This window comes from Pseudoalteromonas lipolytica (assembly GCF_001306915.1).
GTDB classification, from domain to species: Bacteria; Pseudomonadota; Gammaproteobacteria; order Enterobacterales; family Alteromonadaceae; genus Pseudoalteromonas; species Pseudoalteromonas simplex.
This window is the reverse complement of sequence record NZ_LJTC01000009.1, coordinates 78349-96802: the sequence shown is the minus strand read 5'-3', so window position 1 is coordinate 96802 and position 18454 is coordinate 78349. Positions and strand designations below refer to the sequence as shown.

Sequence of the window (18454 nt, the reverse complement as noted above, 5' to 3'; positions counted from 1 at the left end):
GAGTAGATGTAAGCGTGTGGCGAGTATTTTGGGTGGCGTTGCTACTAGTGACGTTTGATTGCTATGCAGCAACGATAAACCTAGCCCATACCATGAAGCATGAGCACTTTAATGAGCTGTTAAGTGCACTTGCTGAGCAAAGTGGCTTGACGGTTAATTCTGTATTGGTTGACCAAAAGGCGCTAAAAGTCAGGCTGGTGCAAAATACCAGTACCAGCACCTCTACAGACGTTGTTATTGTACCTGCTGATCATTTAGGGCTTGATAAATATGCCAACTACAGCGTTATCCCAGACTCACTCATAGCTGATACCACAGACAAGCGAACCTTAGAAACAGCAAAGCTAAACAACACGCTCTTAGGTATACCCATCATTCAAGGCAATCACCTGTTACTTTTTTATAATAAGCAGTTTGTTAAAGAGCCAATAGAAAATTGGCAGGATATATACCGAATTCAATCATCATTGCCTGAAAAAGTGAAACTCGTTACATGGAGTTTTATGGAAATGTATTGGTTTATCCCGTTCTTATCGGCTTTTAATGGCGACCTAATTGTAGATAACCATGTTCAGCTTAATACACCGGCAATGCAATCGGCTCTCAAATTTGTTTGGGATTTAAATAAACAAAACCTGGTTGATAGACAGTGCGATTACACTTGCTCAAATAATGCATTTAAAGCGCAGCAAGCTGCCTTCACCATCGATGGTGCTTGGGCGTTAAAAACGTATGAGCAGGCGCTTGGTGATAATTTAGCTGTGCAGCAATTGCCGAAACTCAATGGTGAGTATATGCAGCCTTATTACTCTACCTTTGTGTTGGCATTTCCAAATGATGGCTTAAATGGCGTTAATAAAGACAATTTGATCAAATTTGCTAAATTGGTTCAAGCAGAAAAATTTCAAACAATGATTTGGCAAAAGCTTCAAGATATCCCCGTCAATACAGAGGTGTTAAATAGTTTAAAATCACAACAAGGCACACAGTTAGCAACCTTAATTGAAGCGATGCAATTTACAAAAGCGATGCCTTCAACCGCATCGATGATCATCGTATGGGAAGTATTAAATAAAGGATTTATTCGCTATGGCAGTGGTGCCTTAACTGCTGAGCAAGCGGGGCTTTTTATGCAAGGGTTGGCAGAGCGTTCGATTGCCAATGAAGGGGATGAATGAGTAGTCCACGCTTTAGCCGCGCCTTATTTATCAGTGTATTACTACTGGTTATTATTCCCCTACTGATCCTTGCAGGTTTGATGATAGGGCGTTTCTATTTAAGCTCTATTGATCAAGCAAATACGAGTTTGCAATGGCAAGCTAGAAATAATGCGGCCAGTCTTGAGCAACTCTTATTTAAGCTTGAGAAAAATAGCCAATTACTTAGTAGCACTAAGGCGATAACTGAGCTGCCAAATAAAGTGGTGTACTCACAGTTCGCGCTTGTGCAGCTACAAGAGTTTGTTGCCCAAAACCCACAAATTAACGCATCAATTGTTATTGATAATCAGGGGTTTATAGTTGAAGGGTATCCGATTACTTCTTTAAATTTGAACTATAAACTCACTAAAAGCATTCTCGACAGTGCTCAAACATCAACAGAGCAAAACACAATTCAAATTATCGATAACCCACAAGTCACTGAGCTACTCGCACCTTTGCAGGCAAAACAAAATGCTTTACTGGCAATTACATCTAAGTTGTTACATGAGCAAGATTCTCTCAGTGAGCCAATAATTAAAACGGGCGTGTTAGTGTCTTTTGTGCCTTTATCAGAGGCGTTAAAGTGGCTTGCAATACATAATGAACAACCGGTTTATCAAGCGGGTAAGCAGGTACAAATTACAGCACAAGGTAACATTTTATATAGCGTGGGCGATGCTGGCGATAACGGCAAATTAATGGGGCAGGCCTCAATCAGTAATGTTTATTTTAAAGGTAAGCCAACCAGTTTACAGTTCCAAATTAATGAAGCAAAAACCACCTACACCAGTGCTGTAAAGCAAACGGCCATATTGGCAGGATTGTTAATTGTCGGACTCTCTATTGTTTCATTTATCTTAGTGCGTTGGTTGACAGCGCGGCTCCATAACCCGCTAAATCGCATTACTGCTCTTAGCCGAGAATATGCATTGGGTAATTACAAACAAGATACCGACGATTTTCATTATCAAGAGTTTAAAGATATTGCAGATTCGCTCAGCAGCATGGCTGATACCATTGATATACAAATTACTTCATTGCAATTAGAAAAACTTCGCGCTGAGCGCTCTGAGCAAGTTAAAAGCCAATTCTTAGCCAATATGAGCCATGAGATACGCACTCCGATGAATGGTATTGTGGGCTTTTTGCAGCTACTCAATAAAAGCACGCTAACACGAGAGCAAGCAGAGTTTGTAAGGCAAATTAATAACTGTAGTGATGTGTTATTAACCGTGATTAACGATATTCTCGACTTTTCAAAAATAGAGGCCAATAAAATAGAGCTCGAGTCGCGACAATGTGATTTAGTCGCGCTTTGCCATGACCTTATCTTACTATTCAAACCGAGTTGTGATGCCAAAGGCGTTGGCTGCCGGCTTGACGTCTCCTCATTACAATCGCTGAATGTTGAATGTGATGAAATACGTGTTAAACAAGTGCTGATTAACTTGCTCTCAAACGCCGTTAAGTTCACCCATCAAGGAGAGATCGTTCTTTCGCTTATTCTGCAAAGCCGAGATGAACACCAGACAGCCGTCGTGATATCGGTAAAAGATACAGGCATAGGTATCGCTGAAGATAAAATAACGGCCCTGTTTAATCCCTTTGTCCAAGCGCAAAGTAGCACCACTCGTGAATATGGAGGGACCGGTCTTGGGCTTGCCATCAGTAAGGGGATGATTGATTTGATGGGAGGTACTATTGCTATCGACAGTGAGCTTGGCAAAGGCACCGATTTTACCATTAATGTTAATTTTAAATCACTAAACCCACAGGACGCTAGTGCAAAAGAACACCAATCAGATGAAGATACTCAGTTCGATTTTAAATCAGTCGACAAGCCAATATTAATTGCCGAAGATAACCCGATTAACCAAATTGTTATCACTAAGTATTTAACTCAATTAGGTCTGAGTTATGAATTGGCAGAAAATGGACAAATTGCCTGTGAGAAAACCCTAACACAAGATTACGCACTGATTTTAATGGATATTCAAATGCCGGTGATGGATGGATTAACTGCCAGCGAAAACTTACTTGCAAGGCCAGATTTTGATACGCCGATTATTGCCGTCAGTGCTAATGCGATGAAAGACGACATCGAAACAAGCGCAAAAATTGGTATCAGTGACCATATCGCAAAGCCAATTAATTTTGCTGAACTTGAAAAAGCACTCGCAAAGTGGCTATCTCAGCAATCGCTGAAATAGCCGGTATGAATCAAAAAGTGTTGTTATCTTTTTTCTGAATTAACTCAATTGCATAACCATCTGGGTCTTTAACAAATGCAATTTCAGTTGTGCCACCTTTGACAGGACCTGGCTCACGACTCACATTACCGCCTGCAGCTTTAATGTCTTCGCAGGCTTTATAAATATCATCAAACTCGATAGCAATATGACCGTATGCATTACCTAAATCATAGCTGTCTGTATCCCAGTTATAAGTAAGCTCAAGCACAGTCGAATCTTTTTCGTCACCATAACCGACAAAAGCAAGGGTGTAGCGGTACTCTTCGTTGTCTGCACGGCGCAGCTCTTTCATACCTAATACCTGCGTATAAAATTCAATTGATTTATCTAAATCAGCAACGCGAAGCATTGTGTGTAATAAGCGCATTTTAAGCATCCTCTTTTTTGTCTTTAAATTCGCACAATTTCAATAACGAAGCATGGTACAACGCTGCGCATTAAAATTATTAAAAATGGATTATAAGTTATTTCGATTGCATGCACAGTAGCATTGAGACAAAGCGTAAAGTGTTTGATATGAAAAGGGTAATGTTATGCAGCAATGAATAGAGGTTGCTGCATAACAATGAGGTTTTTGCGGTATAAGCGAAAGCTTAGCTTTTCACTTTACCTTTAAGTACATAAATTTCGCCATCAAAGCTCCCTTGAATTGTCAGACCTTGTCCCGCCAACTCCTTAAGATATTCGATATGCTCATTAGTGATATGTTGCCCCGGCACTAACAGTGGGATACCAGGAGGATAAGGTGTCACTAATCCGGCACAAATTCGGTTGTTACTTTTGCTAATTGGCACAGATTCACGTTCGCCATAGAATGCATCACTAGGAATACAGGCTAAGTCTATAGCAGGTAGGTTCTCTGGTAGGCGTGTGCGCCTCATTGAAGTGGCAAGTTTTACTTTACCGCTATCGAGTTTCTTAAGCGCATTGTAAAGGCGAATGATCTTTGAGCGTGTGCCGCCAAGAGTCAGTAAAACTAAAATGGTGCTGTGTGTATATTTTTCGATTTCAAGGCCAATTTCATCTAATAGAAATTTATGAATATCCTTTAATGAATACGGTAACTCACTAATATCGATAAGGATCTTCAGCGGGTCGTGACCCATGTTATCGCCACTAAAATGTGGGAATATATCCATGAAATCTTGTTTGTCGAGCACTTTAATATGTTTCAGTGATGCCATTTGCTGCTTAAACTCAGCAACGTGATTCAGCAGGGCATTTAGTAATTTATAACCTTCCATTTCTAATTGCTTTTGGCATACATCCAGCGAGGCAATGAGCTGATATTTTGGTGAGGTACTGGCGTAAATACTGTAGATCTCACGGAAGAAATCGGCATCGAAATCAGGGTCATTAACATGAATATAAGACGCCTGAGAGAACGCTGAAACCACTTTATGTGCCGAATGGGTAACATAGTCTGCGCCAGCATTTATAGCTGAGTAGTGGCGTAAACTTGGATGGAAAAGCGAGTAAGCAAACCACGCTTCGTCGATAAACACTTTAATACCGTGCTGGTGTGCAAATTCAACCACTTGTTTTAAATCGCTAAGCAGACCATCGTAAGTACAGCCGGTTAAAACCAGTAATTTAGCATCGCTATTTTGCTCAATCGCTTGCTTAATGTCAGCCAATGAAGGGGGCGCGAAGATACCATATTTAGGATTTAAAATACTCGATAAATAAATAGGTAAACTAGCCGATTGCAAAATGCCGTAATGTACTGATTTATGGCAGTTTCGGTCGATGATCACCTTATCGCCTTTACGTAGTAAAGTTTGCAAAATAATCTTATTTGAAGTGGATGACCCATTGGTAACAAAGTAGGTATGTTTTACTTCAAATGTCGCCGCCGCTGATTCTTGAGAGCGGCCTATGGTGTTGGTGCTGTCTGATAATGAACCAAGCGAGTCGACAGAAACCGACAGGTCGCCAACAAATACGTTACGGCCATAAAACTGATAAAAGTCTTTAATATACGGAGAATTTCTAAAGCTAGCACCGCCACTGTGACCAGGTGTGTGCCATGAATCGTTCGATTCACCTACATAACGACGGTAGGCGGTCCAAAATGGCGTTTCTGAACGATCATCAAAGTCATTGATCATATAGCCCAAGATTGCTTCGGGGTCTGAAATGACCTCATCTTTAAAAAAGAAAGATTCAATTTCTTCTGACTCGTTAACTATCTCTAAGCCTTTCGTATCGTCACCAATAACATAAACAGGCAGTTCTAGGCGTATGCCTTTTAATTGCTCGATAAAACGGCTATAGGTGCGCTCGCCATTGTTCAGTACATCCCAACTAAGTACTACAGCTTGAATATCGCCATCTTCCTCTACATATTTCAACGCCTGCTTGAGCTCTATGCACTCGATAATGTCGATATCAACATCACTTCGTTCAAAATTAGGGATTGTTTTTTCTAGGTTCGTTGAAAGCTCTTTTAAGGTGGCAGGATCTTGTTCAATTAACAAGATACGAAGTAAAGGTAACATAGCAACTCATATAAAAAATTTCACATTACTCAACAGCATAACGAAAGGATGGAAGCTTGTGAAATGATTACGCTGATATTTTTTGTTCCGATACTGATTATACTTTTTTCGTGTTAATCGCAGATAGTTGAAATTACATGTTCTTACTGTAAAAGTAATGCTTAAGTAAAAGGTTAATTGAGCACTCTGCGATAAAAGCACTCAAGCCAGATACAGATAAAAATAAAGATAAACATGCTAGGGAGAATAAAACATGGCGTATGTTGCCAATTTCAAAACTGTAGTCATCTCTACATTGTTTGCGTTTTGTACGAGCGCAGTTAATGCAGATGAAGTCTCAGATTCAAACAATAAAAAGTCGATACCCGAAGCCACTAAATTTGTGACCCAGCATAAAGGCACCTTTAATGGTACAAAGCTGAAATACGAAGCTGTAGCTGGTGAAACTTATATATTAAGCAAAAACGAAGAGCCTACAGCTGCTATCTTTTCGTTTGATTACCTAGCCGCAGATGACAACAAGAACAGACCCGTCACATTTATCTGGAATGGTGGCCCGGGCTCATCGTCTAATTGGTTACATATGGGCGCTTATGGTCCGAAACGAGTCGTGGTACCAAGCGATGCAACGGCTCCTAGATTGGCTCCTTACGAATTAAAAGATGCGCCTGAGACGATACTTGATGTGACTGATATGGTGTTTGTGGACCCTGTTGGTACAGGTTACTCGCGCGCCTTAGGTGACACTGACAGCAAAGCCTTTTGGGGCTTGAATCAGGATGCATCTGCTATTGCTGATTTTATTGCCCAGTGGCTAACAAAAGAAAATCGCTGGAATGCACCCGTATTTTTATTGGGAGAGAGCTATGGGACAACTCGAGCAGCAGCGGTTTCTAAAGTACTGATGGATAAACACCTGATTAATGTAAATGGCATTATTTTTGTGTCACAAGCTTTAGACTATCAAGGTTCAAGCCCTTATGTTGATGACAACATCATTTCTTATATCACTTACATACCCACACTTGCTGCAACCGCTTGGTATCATAAAAAAGTAGACACATCTGGAGATTTTGAAGCGTTTATTGATGCAAGCCGACAATTTGCAGTTGATAAATTACTACCAGCCTTATTTAAGGGGAATGCCCTTAGTAAAGCTGACCGAAAGCAAATTGTTGACGGCCTTCACCGTTATACTGGCCTTAGCAAACAATATATTGAGCAGGTTGATTTACGCATTAATGCCTTTAGATTCGCTAAAGAGTTATTGCGTGATGAGGGCGTCGCAGTAGGCTTTCTTGATGGACGTTATAAGCTTGATGAACGAGACGATTTAACTGCGGCTCCTAAGCAAGATGCGTCAAAAGTGATAGGGCCAGCATATAGTGATAGGGCCAGCATATAAAGCGGCACTGATGAAATACATGCGCACAGATTTAAACGTACAGTGGAAAAGAAAATACCTAAACCCTGGCGACCCTGAGTTATCAGATAACTGGCGCTGGCGCACAGCTCCTGATGGACAAGGCTGGGAGCCAAGATACGTCAATACAGCGCCAGATTTATCTTATGTGCTTCGCAGCAATCCACAAATGAAAGTGATGGTCGCCTCTGGTTATTACGATATTGTCACGCCATTTTTTGATGCTGAATACACCTTAAATAGGCACGGTATATACGCTGATAAAATTGACTATCACTATTATCACGGCGGTCACATGATGTATGTTCACGAACCAGCAAGAGTGGCGCTATTAAGAGATACGCGAGAATTTATTAAAAAGCAGGTGAGCCAAAACCCACGATAATGACTAGGAACATTGTGCCAAACCCTGTGTTTGGCACAATGCGCAAAGGGTGTGATAGAAAAGGTTAAGAACGTTACACATATAGTGCCTATCAAGGATTAACCATTGGTGCATATCGACCATATTTGTTGCCAATGTTTGCCAATATCTGCCATAATCAAAGACTGTAAATATATAGGAATTAACTATGGCAACTTTAAATATCTCTATTCCAGATGAAATGCGCTCATGGATTGATGCCCAAGTTGAGTCAGGTCGATTCTCAAATGCAAGTGATTATATCCGCGATTTGATCCGCCATAATCAGAGTGAAAAAGATGCTATTAGAATGGCATTAGTAGAGGGTGAGCTAAGTGGTGAGAGTGAGTTAACGGTTTTAGATATTATATCCAAATCCAAAAACAAAACTTAAAGCGAATGGCTAAATATATTCTCTCTAATAAAGCTCAGTATGACTTGGAGCGTATTTTTCAGTACACCGAAATTGAATTCGGTGTTTCTCAAGCAGAAAACTATTTAATTGGAATTCATGAAACGCTAATGGATTTGTCTACTGAGCCGAGCCTTGCTCAAGATGTTAGCGATATCAAGCCAGGATATTCTCGGTATATATTTAGAAAGCACTACATCTTTTTTAAAAAAAGAGCCAACGATATTTTCATTGTGAGAATTCTGCATCAACAAATGAAGGTTCAACTACATCTAACAAGCTAATGCAGGTCAGCAATAATACTTAATTACTCTGTCTTCTCTTTAAATTCACACAAATCTTCGATAATACAGCTGCCGCATTTAGGTTTACGAGCTGTGCACACATAACGGCCATGCAGGATTAACCAGTGGTGTACATCGACCTTAAATTCTTTAGGTACCACTTTTTCTAGTTTTTGTTCTACAGCAACCACATCTTTACCCATGGCAAACTTAGTGCGGTTAGAAACGCGAAAGATATGGGTGTCTACAGCGATAGTCGGCCAGCCAAAGGCACAGTTTAAAACAACATTCGCGGTCTTTCTGCCAACCCCCGGTAATGCTTCGAGCGCTTCACGATTCTCTGGTACTTCTGAGTTATGCTTATTGACCAGAATCTCACACATTTTATAGACATTATTGGCTTTCGAATTAAACAAACCAATGGTCTTGATGTAATCACGAAGGCCTTCAAGGCCTAAATCAAGAATCGCTTGAGGCGTGTTAGCAACAGGGAATAGCTTACGGGTTGCTTTATTAACACCCACATCTGTAGCTTGTGCTGATAAGGTAACCGCAACTAATAACTCAAACGGGCTTGAATATTCAAGCTCTGTTTCTGGGTGCGGGTTTTGCTCACGTAGACGAGATAAGATCTCATAGCGTTTTTCTTTATTCATGGTGGCGTAAAGCACGCAGTGACGGTGCGTGCTCTCCTTTAAGTTAAACTTGTTACTCGGGCTCTAGGGCCTTTTTCTGCTTCTGGAGTAACAACTTGCTTAGATTTTATTTGTGTATCAATGACATTTTTTGCAGCAATCAATAAACCAAGCCCTAAAAAGGCACCCGGTGGTAAAATTGCTAATAAAAATTGGTTATCAAAACTGAATACTTCAATTCGAAGTGCAGCAGCCCATGGCCCTAATAATAAATCGGCGCCATCAAATAGCGTACCTTGACCAATAAGCTCTCGCATTGCCCCTAGCACCACTAAAACTAACATAAAGCCAAGTCCCATCATCAGTCCGTCAAAGGCTGAAAGTGGCACTGTATTTTTAGAAGCGAATGCTTCTGCGCGACCGATAATGGCACAGTTGGTAACAATAAGCGGAATAAAAATCCCCAATGATTGATAAAGGCCAAATGTATAGGCATTCATCATTAGCTGCACGATGGTTACAAAGCCTGCGATGATCATCACAAAAACAGGAATACGAATATCTTTAGGCACCCAGTTACGCACAATTGAAACAGTGACGTTAGAACCAACCAGTACCAATAAAGTTGCTAAACCAAGGCCTAATGCATTGGTGATCGTAGAAGTAACAGCAAGTAGCGGGCATAAGCCTAATAACTGTACAAGGGCAGGGTTATTAGCCCACATACCATCTTTAAATAAGGTTTTAACTTGGCTCATTACTTGGCTCCTTGACAGGTGTTTGGCGCAGCAAACAGATTATCAAATTCAGCTTGGGCAAACAGCACAGCTTGTTTAACTGAGCCGACAACGGCACGCGGTGTAATGGTTGCGCCAGTAAACTGATCAAATTGGCCACCATCTTTTTTAACAGCCCAGCGGCTATCATCTTCACCCAGTACATTTTGCCCTTTGAAAAGGGTGATCCAGTCTGATTTTTTGACCTCAACTTTATCGCCAAGACCCGGTGTTTCTTCGTGCTTAGTTACACGAACACCCGCTATTTCACCATTGGCAAAAACCGCCGTTAATAAGTTGATATCGCCACTATAACCACTTGGTGTTACATGGCGCATCACTAAAGCATAAGGCTTATTGTCTTTGTAAGCACGATAAATAACTTGCTCTGGGCGTGGACCTAAGCGCTCATCGGTGATCACAACACAATCTTTGTATAGTTGATTGTCATAATGATGGGCATCAAGCACTTGCTGCAGCTGCTCTGCAAGTTGTTGCTTTTCTTGCTCTTCAATACGCTCAGCGGTCAGGCTATGAGTCAGGGCTACAGTGCCTGTGGTAATAAGCGCAAATGCTGTAAGAATAGCGCCGTTTTTAGTCATTGAGGAAAGGATCATTATTTCACCCCATGGCCGTAAGTACGTGGTTGCGTGTAGTAATCAATTAAAGGTACCGCCATATTTAACAGCAATACACTAAATGCCACAGCATCAGGATAACCACCGAAAGTACGAATTAAGTAAACAAGTAGACCAATTAACGCACCGTAAATCAAACGGCCTCTATTCGTTGTTGATGCAGAAACTGGATCGGTAGCAATAAAGAATGCCCCTAACATGGTTGCACCACTGAATAAATGAAATACCACGCCCGGCTCTGTGCCAGGAGCTGCAATATAACCAATACCACTGCACACGGCTAATGAGGCTAAAAAGCTAACAGGGATATGCCAATTAATGATTTTAGCTTTTAATAAATAAAGACCACCCACTAAAAAGCCGAGGTTAACCCAGCCCCAGCCAAGACCAAACCAGTCATTAAAAAGAGGCTTACTCATGCTCTCAGCTACCGTTAGGTGATGGGCGACATCTGTTTTAACGGTATCAAGCGGTGTTGCCATGGTTGTGCCATCAATCGCTACACGTAACTGATCGACACTAAATCCAGCGCTGGTAAAACCATTGAAAATAACAGACAGCTGTTGCGAGAAGCTGATCGGAGATGCAAGTAAATCACTCACAGGTAACCAGCTGGTCATTTGCACCGGAAACGATACAAGTAGTAATACATAAGCTGCCATAGCAGGGTTAAATAAATTAAAGCCAAGGCCGCCATAAAGCTGTTTTACAATAACAATTGCGAAGATACAGCCGATTACAATGATCCACCAAGGCGCTAAAGGCGGAATACTCAACGCCAGTAATACGCCCGTTAACCATGCACTGCCATCACTAAGTGTTGGCCAAACTTTGCGCTTACGAAGCAGTAAAACAGCGGCTTCACAGGCGCTAACAGTAATTAGCGCGAGCACTAGCTGAATTAACACAGCGCTACCAAAGAAGAAAACCTGCGCGATTAAGCCTGGAATACACGCAGCAATCACTGTCATCATTAATCGGCTTAATGATTTATGGCTATGATTATGCGGCGAACTCGCCATGGTTAGTTTCATGACTTATCGTTTCCTTCTTGTTGTAACTTTTTCGCTTTAGCTCTTGCAATAGCACGAGCGACCGCTGCTTTTTTCTTATCTTCGCTAGACTCAGGTTCATCAACCTGTGGTTTTGAATCATCCGTATCGCTAGAATCATCAAGTTGTTCTGATGATTCGTCACTCTGCGCTTGCTCTTTAGCGGCCTTTTTCGCTTTGGCTCGAGCTATGGCAGCTGCAACAGCGGCTTTTTTCTTATCTTCGCTAGATTCAGGAGCATCAGACTGCGACTTGGCATCAGCCTCGTCACTTGAATCATTTATTTGCTCTGCTGAATCGTCACTCTGCGCTTGCTCTTTAGCGGCCTTTTTCGCTTTGGCGCGAGCGATAGCGGCAGCAACAGCAGCTTTTTTGTCATCAACTGGCGCGCTATCTTCTTCAGCTTCAGTTTGATTCTCAGCAGCTTGCGCTGCTTTTTTCGCTTTAGCACGAGCGATTGCAGCAGCAACAGCAGCTTTTTTGTCATCAACTGGTGCACTATCTTCTTCAGCTTCAGTTTGATTCTCAGCAGCTTGCGCTGCTTTTTTCGCTTTAGCACGAGCGATTGCAGCAGCAACAGCAGCTTTTTTGTCATCAACTGGTGCRCTATCTTCTTCAGCTTCAGTTTGATTTTCAGCAGCTTGCGCTGCTTTTTTCGCTTTAGCACGAGCGATAGCAGCTGCAACAGCAGCTTTTTTGTCATCTTTTGGCGCAGCGTCAGTTTCAGCAGAAGCGTTTTCTTCTGTAGCTTGTGCGGCTTTTTTCGCTTTAGCGCGGGCAATAGCGGCAGCAACAGCAGACTTTTTATCGTCTTTATCGACGCCTTCTTCATCTTGCTCTAGTGCTTTTTGCTCTTTGTATTTACGTGCTTGTTCTTTACGCGCTGCACGCTCTTTAGCTACTTCAGAGTTATCAGGCTCAAGCTCTGCACCTTGCTTTTTCGCTTTCGCACGGGCAATAGCTGCAGCGACAGCTGACTTACTGTCTTTATCATCAGATTTAGATTTAACTCGGGCGAGTGCATCGGCCACTTTTTGTTTTTCGCCATCTGACTTAGCAGCCGGCTTACGTTTATGGCGGTTTTGACGCTCTTCTTGTTCGCGCTCTAAGCGCTCTTTACGTGCTTCAAAACGCTCTTTTGCTCGCTCTGCTTTGATTTGCTCTGCTTGTTGCTCTTTGATTTCAGCTTTAGCAACACGATAGTACTGCACCAAGGGGATTTCGCTTGGGCAAACATAAGCACAGGCGCCACATTCAATACAATCGAATAAATTGTGCTCGTTGAGTTTGTCGTATTCTTTAGACTTAGCAAACCATTGTAATTGCTGGGGTAACAATGAAGCAGGGCAGGCGTCAGCACAGGCACTACAACGAATACAGGCTTTTTCATCACCCGGCTCAGCAAGCTCTTGGTGATCTGGCGCTAAAATACAGTTCGTCGTTTTAACCACACCAATACGCACGGTTGGTAAGGTAAAGCCCATCATTGGACCGCCCATAACCACACGTTGCTGTGGAACCGGAGAAAAGCCTTGGCAGTCTAATAAATGTTTAATTTCAGTGCCTAGTAAAGCCCACACATTACCTTGTTTATGAATGGTGTTACCGGTTACCGTTACTACACGCTCTATCAGAGGTTTACCTTCATGTACGGCTTGATTTACCGCAAACAAAGTACCGACATTTTGCACCAACATACCAATATCGGCAGGAATACTACCACTTGGGACTTCTTTGCCCGTTAGCAGTTTAATTAGCTGTTTTTCACCGCCAGAAGGGTAAACCGTTGGTACTGTTTGCACTATGATGCTGTCGTTATGTTGTGCTGCTTGTTTCATGGCAGCAATAGCATCGGGCTTATTATCTTCAATACCAATAATTGTCAGCTGTGGACTTAACAGCTGCTGCATTAATTCAATACCGGCAGTTATGCCATCGGCATGTTCGCGCATTAACATGTCATCAGCGGTGATATAAGGCTCACACTCAACAGCATTAACAATTAAAAACTCAATGGCTTTACGGGTATCTGCTTTTACATAAGTTGGGAAGCCAGCACCGCCCATACCTGCAATACCACTTTGATGAATAATATCGACAAGCTCATCATGGGAAAGTGCTTTGGCGTCAGGCACAGGGTTAAGCTCGCACCAGTTATCTTCACCATCAGGTTCAATAATAACGCTAAGTTCAGGCAACGCCGACGGGTGAGCAGAGGGCATTGGGCAAATATCGCTGATCAGCCCAGATGTTGGCGCGTGCACAGGCACTGACCAATTGCCGCTGGGTTTAGTTAATGCTTGGCCTTTTAGAACCTGCTGGCCTTTTTCAACAATAAGTTTACCGTTAGCACCAATATGTTGTTTTAGTGATACAACGAGCTTGTCTGGTAGTGGTAGTCTTGCAATGGCTTGTGCTGTTGATTGCAGCTTTTGACCCGGTGGGTGAATGCCCCCAGGTATAGACCACACTTTGCCTTGTTTAATTTGATCTATTAACTTTTCCATCTGTGCTCCTAATCTACCTGAGTCACAGGGATTGCGTTTAATTGCCATTTCCAGGTTTGTTTGGTTTCTTTTACAGGCAGCATATCAATACAGTCTACAGGGCATGGTTCAACACATAAGTCACAACCGGTACATTCATCGATTAATACAGTGTGCATTTGGCGAGTTGCGCCAACGATGGCATCAACAGGGCAGGCTTGAATACATTTGGTACAGCCAATACATTCATCTTCACGAATATAGGCAACGGTTTTAATAGGATCTGCTTGCTCACCGCCTGCCAGCGGTTTTGCTTCTACACCCATTAAATCAGCGAGTTTTTTTACCGTGGCTTCGCCGCCTGGCGGGCACTTATTGATTTCGTCACCATTGGCAATTGCTTCTGCATAGGGACGACAGCCAGGGTAGCCACATTGGCCACACTGTGTTTGCGGTAAAATGGTATCAATTTGGTCAACAATAGGGTTACTCTCAACGCGAAAACGCACGGCAGCAAAACCTAAAATTAAACCAAATATTAGCGCTAATGAACCTAACGCTATCAAAGCATAAAACAAGGTCATATTAAAACTTCACTAATCCTGTAAAACCCATAAAGGCCATCGACATAAGGCCTGCGGTGATCATCGCAATTGAAGCACCCTTAAAAGGAGCAGGGACATCAGCCGCAGCTAAACGCTCACGTAATGCGGCAAACAGTATTAACACCATAGAGAAACCCACTGCGGCACCAAAGCCATACACGGCCGATTGTAAGAATGAGTGGTCTTCTTTGATATTAAGTAGGGCAACACCTAAAACAGCACAGTTAGTGGTAATAAGCGGTAAGAAAATCCCTAATAAGCGATAAAGTGTCGGGCTGGTTTTTCTCACCACCATTTCGGTAAATTGCACGACAACAGCGATAACCAAAATAAAGCTCATGGTACGCAAAAATTCGATATCCAGCGGGATCAAAATATAATGATTCACCAGATAACTGGTCACGGAGGCAAGTGTAAGTACAAAGGTTGTGGCTAAAGACATACCAATCGCGGTATCTAACTTACCCGATACACCCATAAACGGGCATAAACCTAAGAATTGAACTAAAACGAAGTTGTTGACTAGCACAGTGCCAATCAATAACAAGACATACTCTGTCATGCGTGCCTCACGAGAATAAAAACGGCTCTATTATCCTTTTTTATGGGGGCCGACACAACACATGAGGGACGAATAGCTAAAATTAACAAAGCTGTTTACGATTAAAGTGTTAAAGCAAAGTTAATAGATGGAATAGGCCCAAAAATAGTAAGGTTTTTTGGGCCTTAAAGAGGGGTTAGATATCTTTTGGCTTTTCGATGTAATAGCCTTGCACACCATCTAAACACAGTGTTTCGATGATATGTTTTTCTTCTTGGCTTTCGACGCCTTCAGCAAATACACTCACACCAATACGATGAGCAAGATCAACCATTAAACGCATAAAGTATTGGTTGTTTTTATCTTCTTCAAGGCCGCGGGTGTAGCTTGCGTCCATTTTGATAAAGTCTGGTTTTAAGTCTCTAAAGAATTTAAATGACGTTAAACCCACACCAAAACGCTCTACGGTAATACGTGCACCCACGCGGTGTACCATATCGATAAAGCGTTTACTTGCTTTAATGTTTTGTTGTAATCCAAACTCGCTGACTTCAAATATAAGCTTAGAGGCGATATTGCTGTCTTTAAGTAATCGGCGCTCTAACCAGATCACAAATTGATCATTGTGAGCGCTTGATGCAGTAACATTAATACCAAAGAATTTTTCAGAGAAATTACGCGTTTTAACCTTCTCTAAAGTGGTATCGATAATTAAACGGTCAATTTCCATTGCCATTTCTAGCTTTTCTGCCATTGCAAGAAAAGAGGCCGTTGGCAGCATTTGGTTTTCTGCAGTTTTGAAACGAACTTGGATCTCAGCATAGGCTTTAACACTTTTACCTATTGGCATAATGTTCTGCATAACCAAGTGCACACGTTTCGATTCGATCACTTCGGTAATGACTTTACGCCAGTTTTGGTTACCAAAACCTGCGCTGGCGTTATTAACTAAATCAGTTTCACGCTGTACATGCCATGCATTTGCTTGTTTTGATTGCGCCATGCTCATTGCATTATCAACAATTGATAATAACTCACCAAGCGGCTTACCTTTTTCGTAGCCAACTATACCTGTGTTAGCAACTGAGCTTAATTCTTGGTTTTGCTGATACTGAGTAAAACGCGATTGTAAGTTATCGCCAAAGCGTTCAGCTTCTTTAAGTGGGGTATTAGGCAGTACCACAGCAAAATCAGAACTGTTTAAACGAAAAACCTGACTGCCTGTATAGGTGCCGCTAATATGTTTAATAATATCGGCCACACCTTTTACGTATTCATCACCTTTTTGGTAACCACGTGTTTGGTTTATTGTTTGTAGCTCACTACAACGCACCATAGCAAGTGAACCAAAGGTGCTTTTTTCTGCATTCTCAATATTTTTTTCGTAATACTCTACAAACATATTACGATTGCCAAGGTTAGTGACTACATCTTTATAGGCTTCTTTTTTAATACTTAGCGCATTATTTTGAATATCATCGTGTTTAGTTTGTAAAAAGTGTGACAGACGATTGAACGAAGGAATTAAATCTTTGCTTAGCTTCTTTAATCTTGAAGTGTCCATAGCTTGTTCAATATCGTCGCTTACTTGATTCTGATTTATGTATATATCGACAATATCAGCAACTGTTGTGCTTATTTTTCTGTTTAAGCGACGGAACATACTGTTCATATAAATAATTGGTAATAATGCAATCAATCCAGATATCAAAATGACAATAAACATCGCTTGTTGCAGCAGAGTTGCTAGGTTATGAGCATTGATCGTAAATTCAATTTTTATGTCAGATGTCTGATTCACTGCAAATTGAGGCCGGATAGAGTTAAATGAATTATTAACTAATTCAGCAAACAAGGGGAGGGGCTGACTAGACTCTATCATTGTAACAACTTTGCCAGTTTGATCGCGGATTACAAATTTAGAAAAAGTACTGCCATCAGAAAGTGCTTGCCTAAGTTTCTCTGGTGCCAGCTGTTCAATAGTTTGTGAGTTTATATAGGCATTAACTACACGCTGTGCTTTTTGCTGGGCATCACTTACTGCACTGTCAAAACTAATTGCAATAAAATATCCGCCTAATAATGCGAATAGTAGCCAAGAAATAAGTTGTACGAATATGAGTTTTTTAAAACCAGCCATGTTTCTTATCTTTTAAAAGCCTAAAAGGAAGGAATCAATTCCTTGATTGATCGGTTTAATAATAGTGAATTCTATTTTATATCAAAGCATATAAATAACTTACACTAGAGTAGTGTATAAGCGCTGGAAAGTCTAATACAATCGGTGAGGCAAAAAGAGATAAAATTTAATATATTCGTAGAGTTGGCTCCCCCTCCCCGACTCGAACGGGGGACCTGCGGATTAACAGTCCGTCGCTCTAACCAACTGAGCTAAGGGGGAACTAAATAGAGTAGTGTGGTGCTATGATTTGGCTCCCCCTCCCCGACTCGAACGGGGGACCTGCGGATTAACAGTCCGTCGCTCTAACCAACTGAGCTAAGGGGGAACAATCATATTCATAAACTTGGCTCCCCCTCCCCGACTCGAACGGGGGACCTGCGGATTAACAGTCCGTCGCTCTAACCAACTGAGCTAAGGGGGAATCGTTTATGATTGAAAAACTTGGCTCCCCCTCCCCGACTCGAACGGGGGACCTGCGGATTAACAGTCCGTCGCTCTAACCAACTGAGCTAAGGGGGAAGCGTCATGCCTTTCAACGGGGCGAAATATTAATGACAGCATTGCAAAGTGTCAACATAAAAACTTCATAAATTCAAAAAAGAAGCTTATTCGATGTTTTTATGTTCGATCTGAGCAAAATGTAGCTGAAAAGCGCAGCGTTTTTTGTTTTTTAGAAGACTAGCTATGTCGAAAAGATGACTTTTTTGCATTCTTTTTGAGCAGTAGTACCAAATTGAAAATATAAAAAACCATTCTTTGCTCAGATATTCTCTATTAAAGTGAGGAAATCATCACTTATGCAATAATTTCTTGTGATTGAGAAAATCAAACCTAAGAGTTTTTATTAGGCCATCCTTAGGTGTTATTTTTTTCTTGTATTTTTTTACTACAGATGGCGAATATTCCATCTTTTTTTATGAAGCACATCGACATCATTGTTTGTCGAGGATGACTAAATTTATTTTTAGGTATACATATCAGTTAGTTACTGAATAGTGTGTTGTCGTGTTTTATGTTTCATGCTGGCTTTCCATTAAGGGGAGAGCATTTTTTACACATTCT

At 41.5% G+C, this 18454-nt stretch carries 16 protein-coding genes and 4 tRNA genes; 6 read left to right on the top strand and 14 right to left on the bottom strand.

The genetic code is table 11. The features are described from left to right. The first annotated feature begins 47 nt into the window (after positions 1-47). Positions 48-1178, top strand: coding sequence for a sugar ABC transporter substrate-binding protein (locus AOG27_RS14350; protein ID WP_161804356.1), 1131 nt, complete (start codon positions 48-50; stop codon positions 1176-1178). Continuing rightward, positions 1175-3412, top strand: a complete 2238-nt coding sequence (locus AOG27_RS14345) for an ATP-binding protein (protein ID WP_054553701.1) — start codon at positions 1175-1177, stop codon at positions 3410-3412. The genes AOG27_RS14350 and AOG27_RS14345 overlap by 4 nt, the downstream gene beginning before the upstream one ends. Positions 3413-3422: 10 nt before the next feature. Here the strand turns inward: AOG27_RS14345 and gloA are convergent, their stop codons facing one another. Then, positions 3423-3821 carry a lactoylglutathione lyase gene (gene gloA, locus AOG27_RS14340; protein ID WP_054553771.1) on the bottom strand — a complete coding sequence of 133 codons (399 nt, stop codon included), beginning with the start codon at positions 3819-3821 and terminating at the stop codon, positions 3423-3425. A gap of 226 nt (positions 3822-4047) precedes the next feature. After that, on the bottom strand, positions 4048-5955 hold the full coding sequence (locus AOG27_RS14335; RefSeq protein ID WP_054553700.1) for an aminotransferase class V-fold PLP-dependent enzyme: 1908 nt from the start codon (positions 5953-5955) through the stop codon (positions 4048-4050). A 253-nt stretch (positions 5956-6208) separates the two neighbouring features. On the opposite strand from AOG27_RS14335, the gene AOG27_RS14330 reads away from it, so the two are divergent. From AOG27_RS14330 to AOG27_RS14315, 4 genes are all read left to right on the top strand, one after another. Beyond that, on the top strand, positions 6209-7360 hold the full coding sequence (locus tag AOG27_RS14330; protein WP_054553699.1) for a S10 family peptidase: 1152 nt from the start codon (positions 6209-6211) through the stop codon (positions 7358-7360). A 10-nt stretch (positions 7361-7370) separates the two neighbouring features. Then, complete coding sequence (locus tag AOG27_RS21745; RefSeq protein ID WP_054553698.1) at positions 7371-7763, top strand: hypothetical protein; 393 nt, start codon at positions 7371-7373, stop codon at positions 7761-7763. 187 nt (positions 7764-7950) lie between these two features. Then, positions 7951-8175, top strand: coding sequence for a type II toxin-antitoxin system ParD family antitoxin (locus AOG27_RS14320; protein WP_054553697.1), 225 nt, complete (start codon positions 7951-7953; stop codon positions 8173-8175). A gap of 5 nt (positions 8176-8180) precedes the next feature. Then, positions 8181-8477: a type II toxin-antitoxin system RelE/ParE family toxin gene (locus AOG27_RS14315; RefSeq protein WP_054553696.1), complete on the top strand. Its 297-nt coding sequence runs from the start codon at positions 8181-8183 to the stop codon at positions 8475-8477. A 23-nt stretch (positions 8478-8500) separates the two neighbouring features. On the opposite strand, the gene nth is transcribed toward AOG27_RS14315, so the two are convergent. The 12 genes from nth to AOG27_RS14255 form a co-directional block, all read right to left on the bottom strand. Continuing rightward, the gene (gene nth / locus AOG27_RS14310; RefSeq protein ID WP_054553695.1) at positions 8501-9133 is read right to left on the bottom strand and encodes an endonuclease III; all 633 of its coding nucleotides are present in this window, start codon (positions 9131-9133) and stop codon (positions 8501-8503) included. Between the two features lie 38 nt (positions 9134-9171). Then, entirely contained in the window at positions 9172-9870 is a 699-nt protein-coding gene (locus AOG27_RS14305; RefSeq protein WP_054553694.1) for an electron transport complex subunit E, read from the bottom strand. After that, positions 9870-10505, bottom strand: coding sequence for an electron transport complex subunit RsxG (gene rsxG / locus AOG27_RS14300; RefSeq protein ID WP_054553693.1), 636 nt, complete (start codon positions 10503-10505; stop codon positions 9870-9872). The genes AOG27_RS14305 and rsxG overlap by 1 nt, the downstream gene beginning before the upstream one ends. After that, on the bottom strand, positions 10505-11560 hold the full coding sequence (gene rsxD, locus AOG27_RS14295) for an electron transport complex subunit RsxD (protein ID WP_054553692.1): 1056 nt from the start codon (positions 11558-11560) through the stop codon (positions 10505-10507). The genes rsxG and rsxD overlap by 1 nt, the downstream gene beginning before the upstream one ends. Next, a complete protein-coding gene (gene rsxC, locus AOG27_RS14290; protein ID WP_054553691.1) occupies positions 11557-14085 on the bottom strand; it encodes an electron transport complex subunit RsxC in 2529 nt (842 codons plus the stop codon). Before rsxC ends, rsxD begins: the two co-directional genes overlap by 4 nt. Positions 14086-14093: 8 nt before the next feature. Then, positions 14094-14648, bottom strand: a complete 555-nt coding sequence (rsxB, locus tag AOG27_RS14285) for an electron transport complex subunit RsxB (RefSeq protein ID WP_054553690.1) — start codon at positions 14646-14648, stop codon at positions 14094-14096. A gap of 1 nt (position 14649) precedes the next feature. Then, a complete protein-coding gene (rsxA, locus tag AOG27_RS14280) occupies positions 14650-15231 on the bottom strand; it encodes an electron transport complex subunit RsxA (RefSeq protein WP_054553689.1) in 582 nt (193 codons plus the stop codon). A 175-nt stretch (positions 15232-15406) separates the two neighbouring features. Next, a complete protein-coding gene (locus AOG27_RS14275; protein WP_054553688.1) occupies positions 15407-17350 on the bottom strand; it encodes an EAL domain-containing protein in 1944 nt (647 codons plus the stop codon). A gap of 184 nt (positions 17351-17534) precedes the next feature. Continuing rightward, positions 17535-17611 (bottom strand) — tRNA-Asn (locus tag AOG27_RS14270). Positions 17612-17640: 29 nt separating this feature from the next. Continuing rightward, a tRNA-Asn gene (locus tag AOG27_RS14265) sits at positions 17641-17717 on the bottom strand. Between the two features lie 19 nt (positions 17718-17736). Continuing rightward, a tRNA-Asn gene (locus AOG27_RS14260) sits at positions 17737-17813 on the bottom strand. Between the two features lie 21 nt (positions 17814-17834). Further along, positions 17835-17911 (bottom strand) — tRNA-Asn (locus AOG27_RS14255). Positions 17912-18454: the final 543 nt, after the last annotated feature.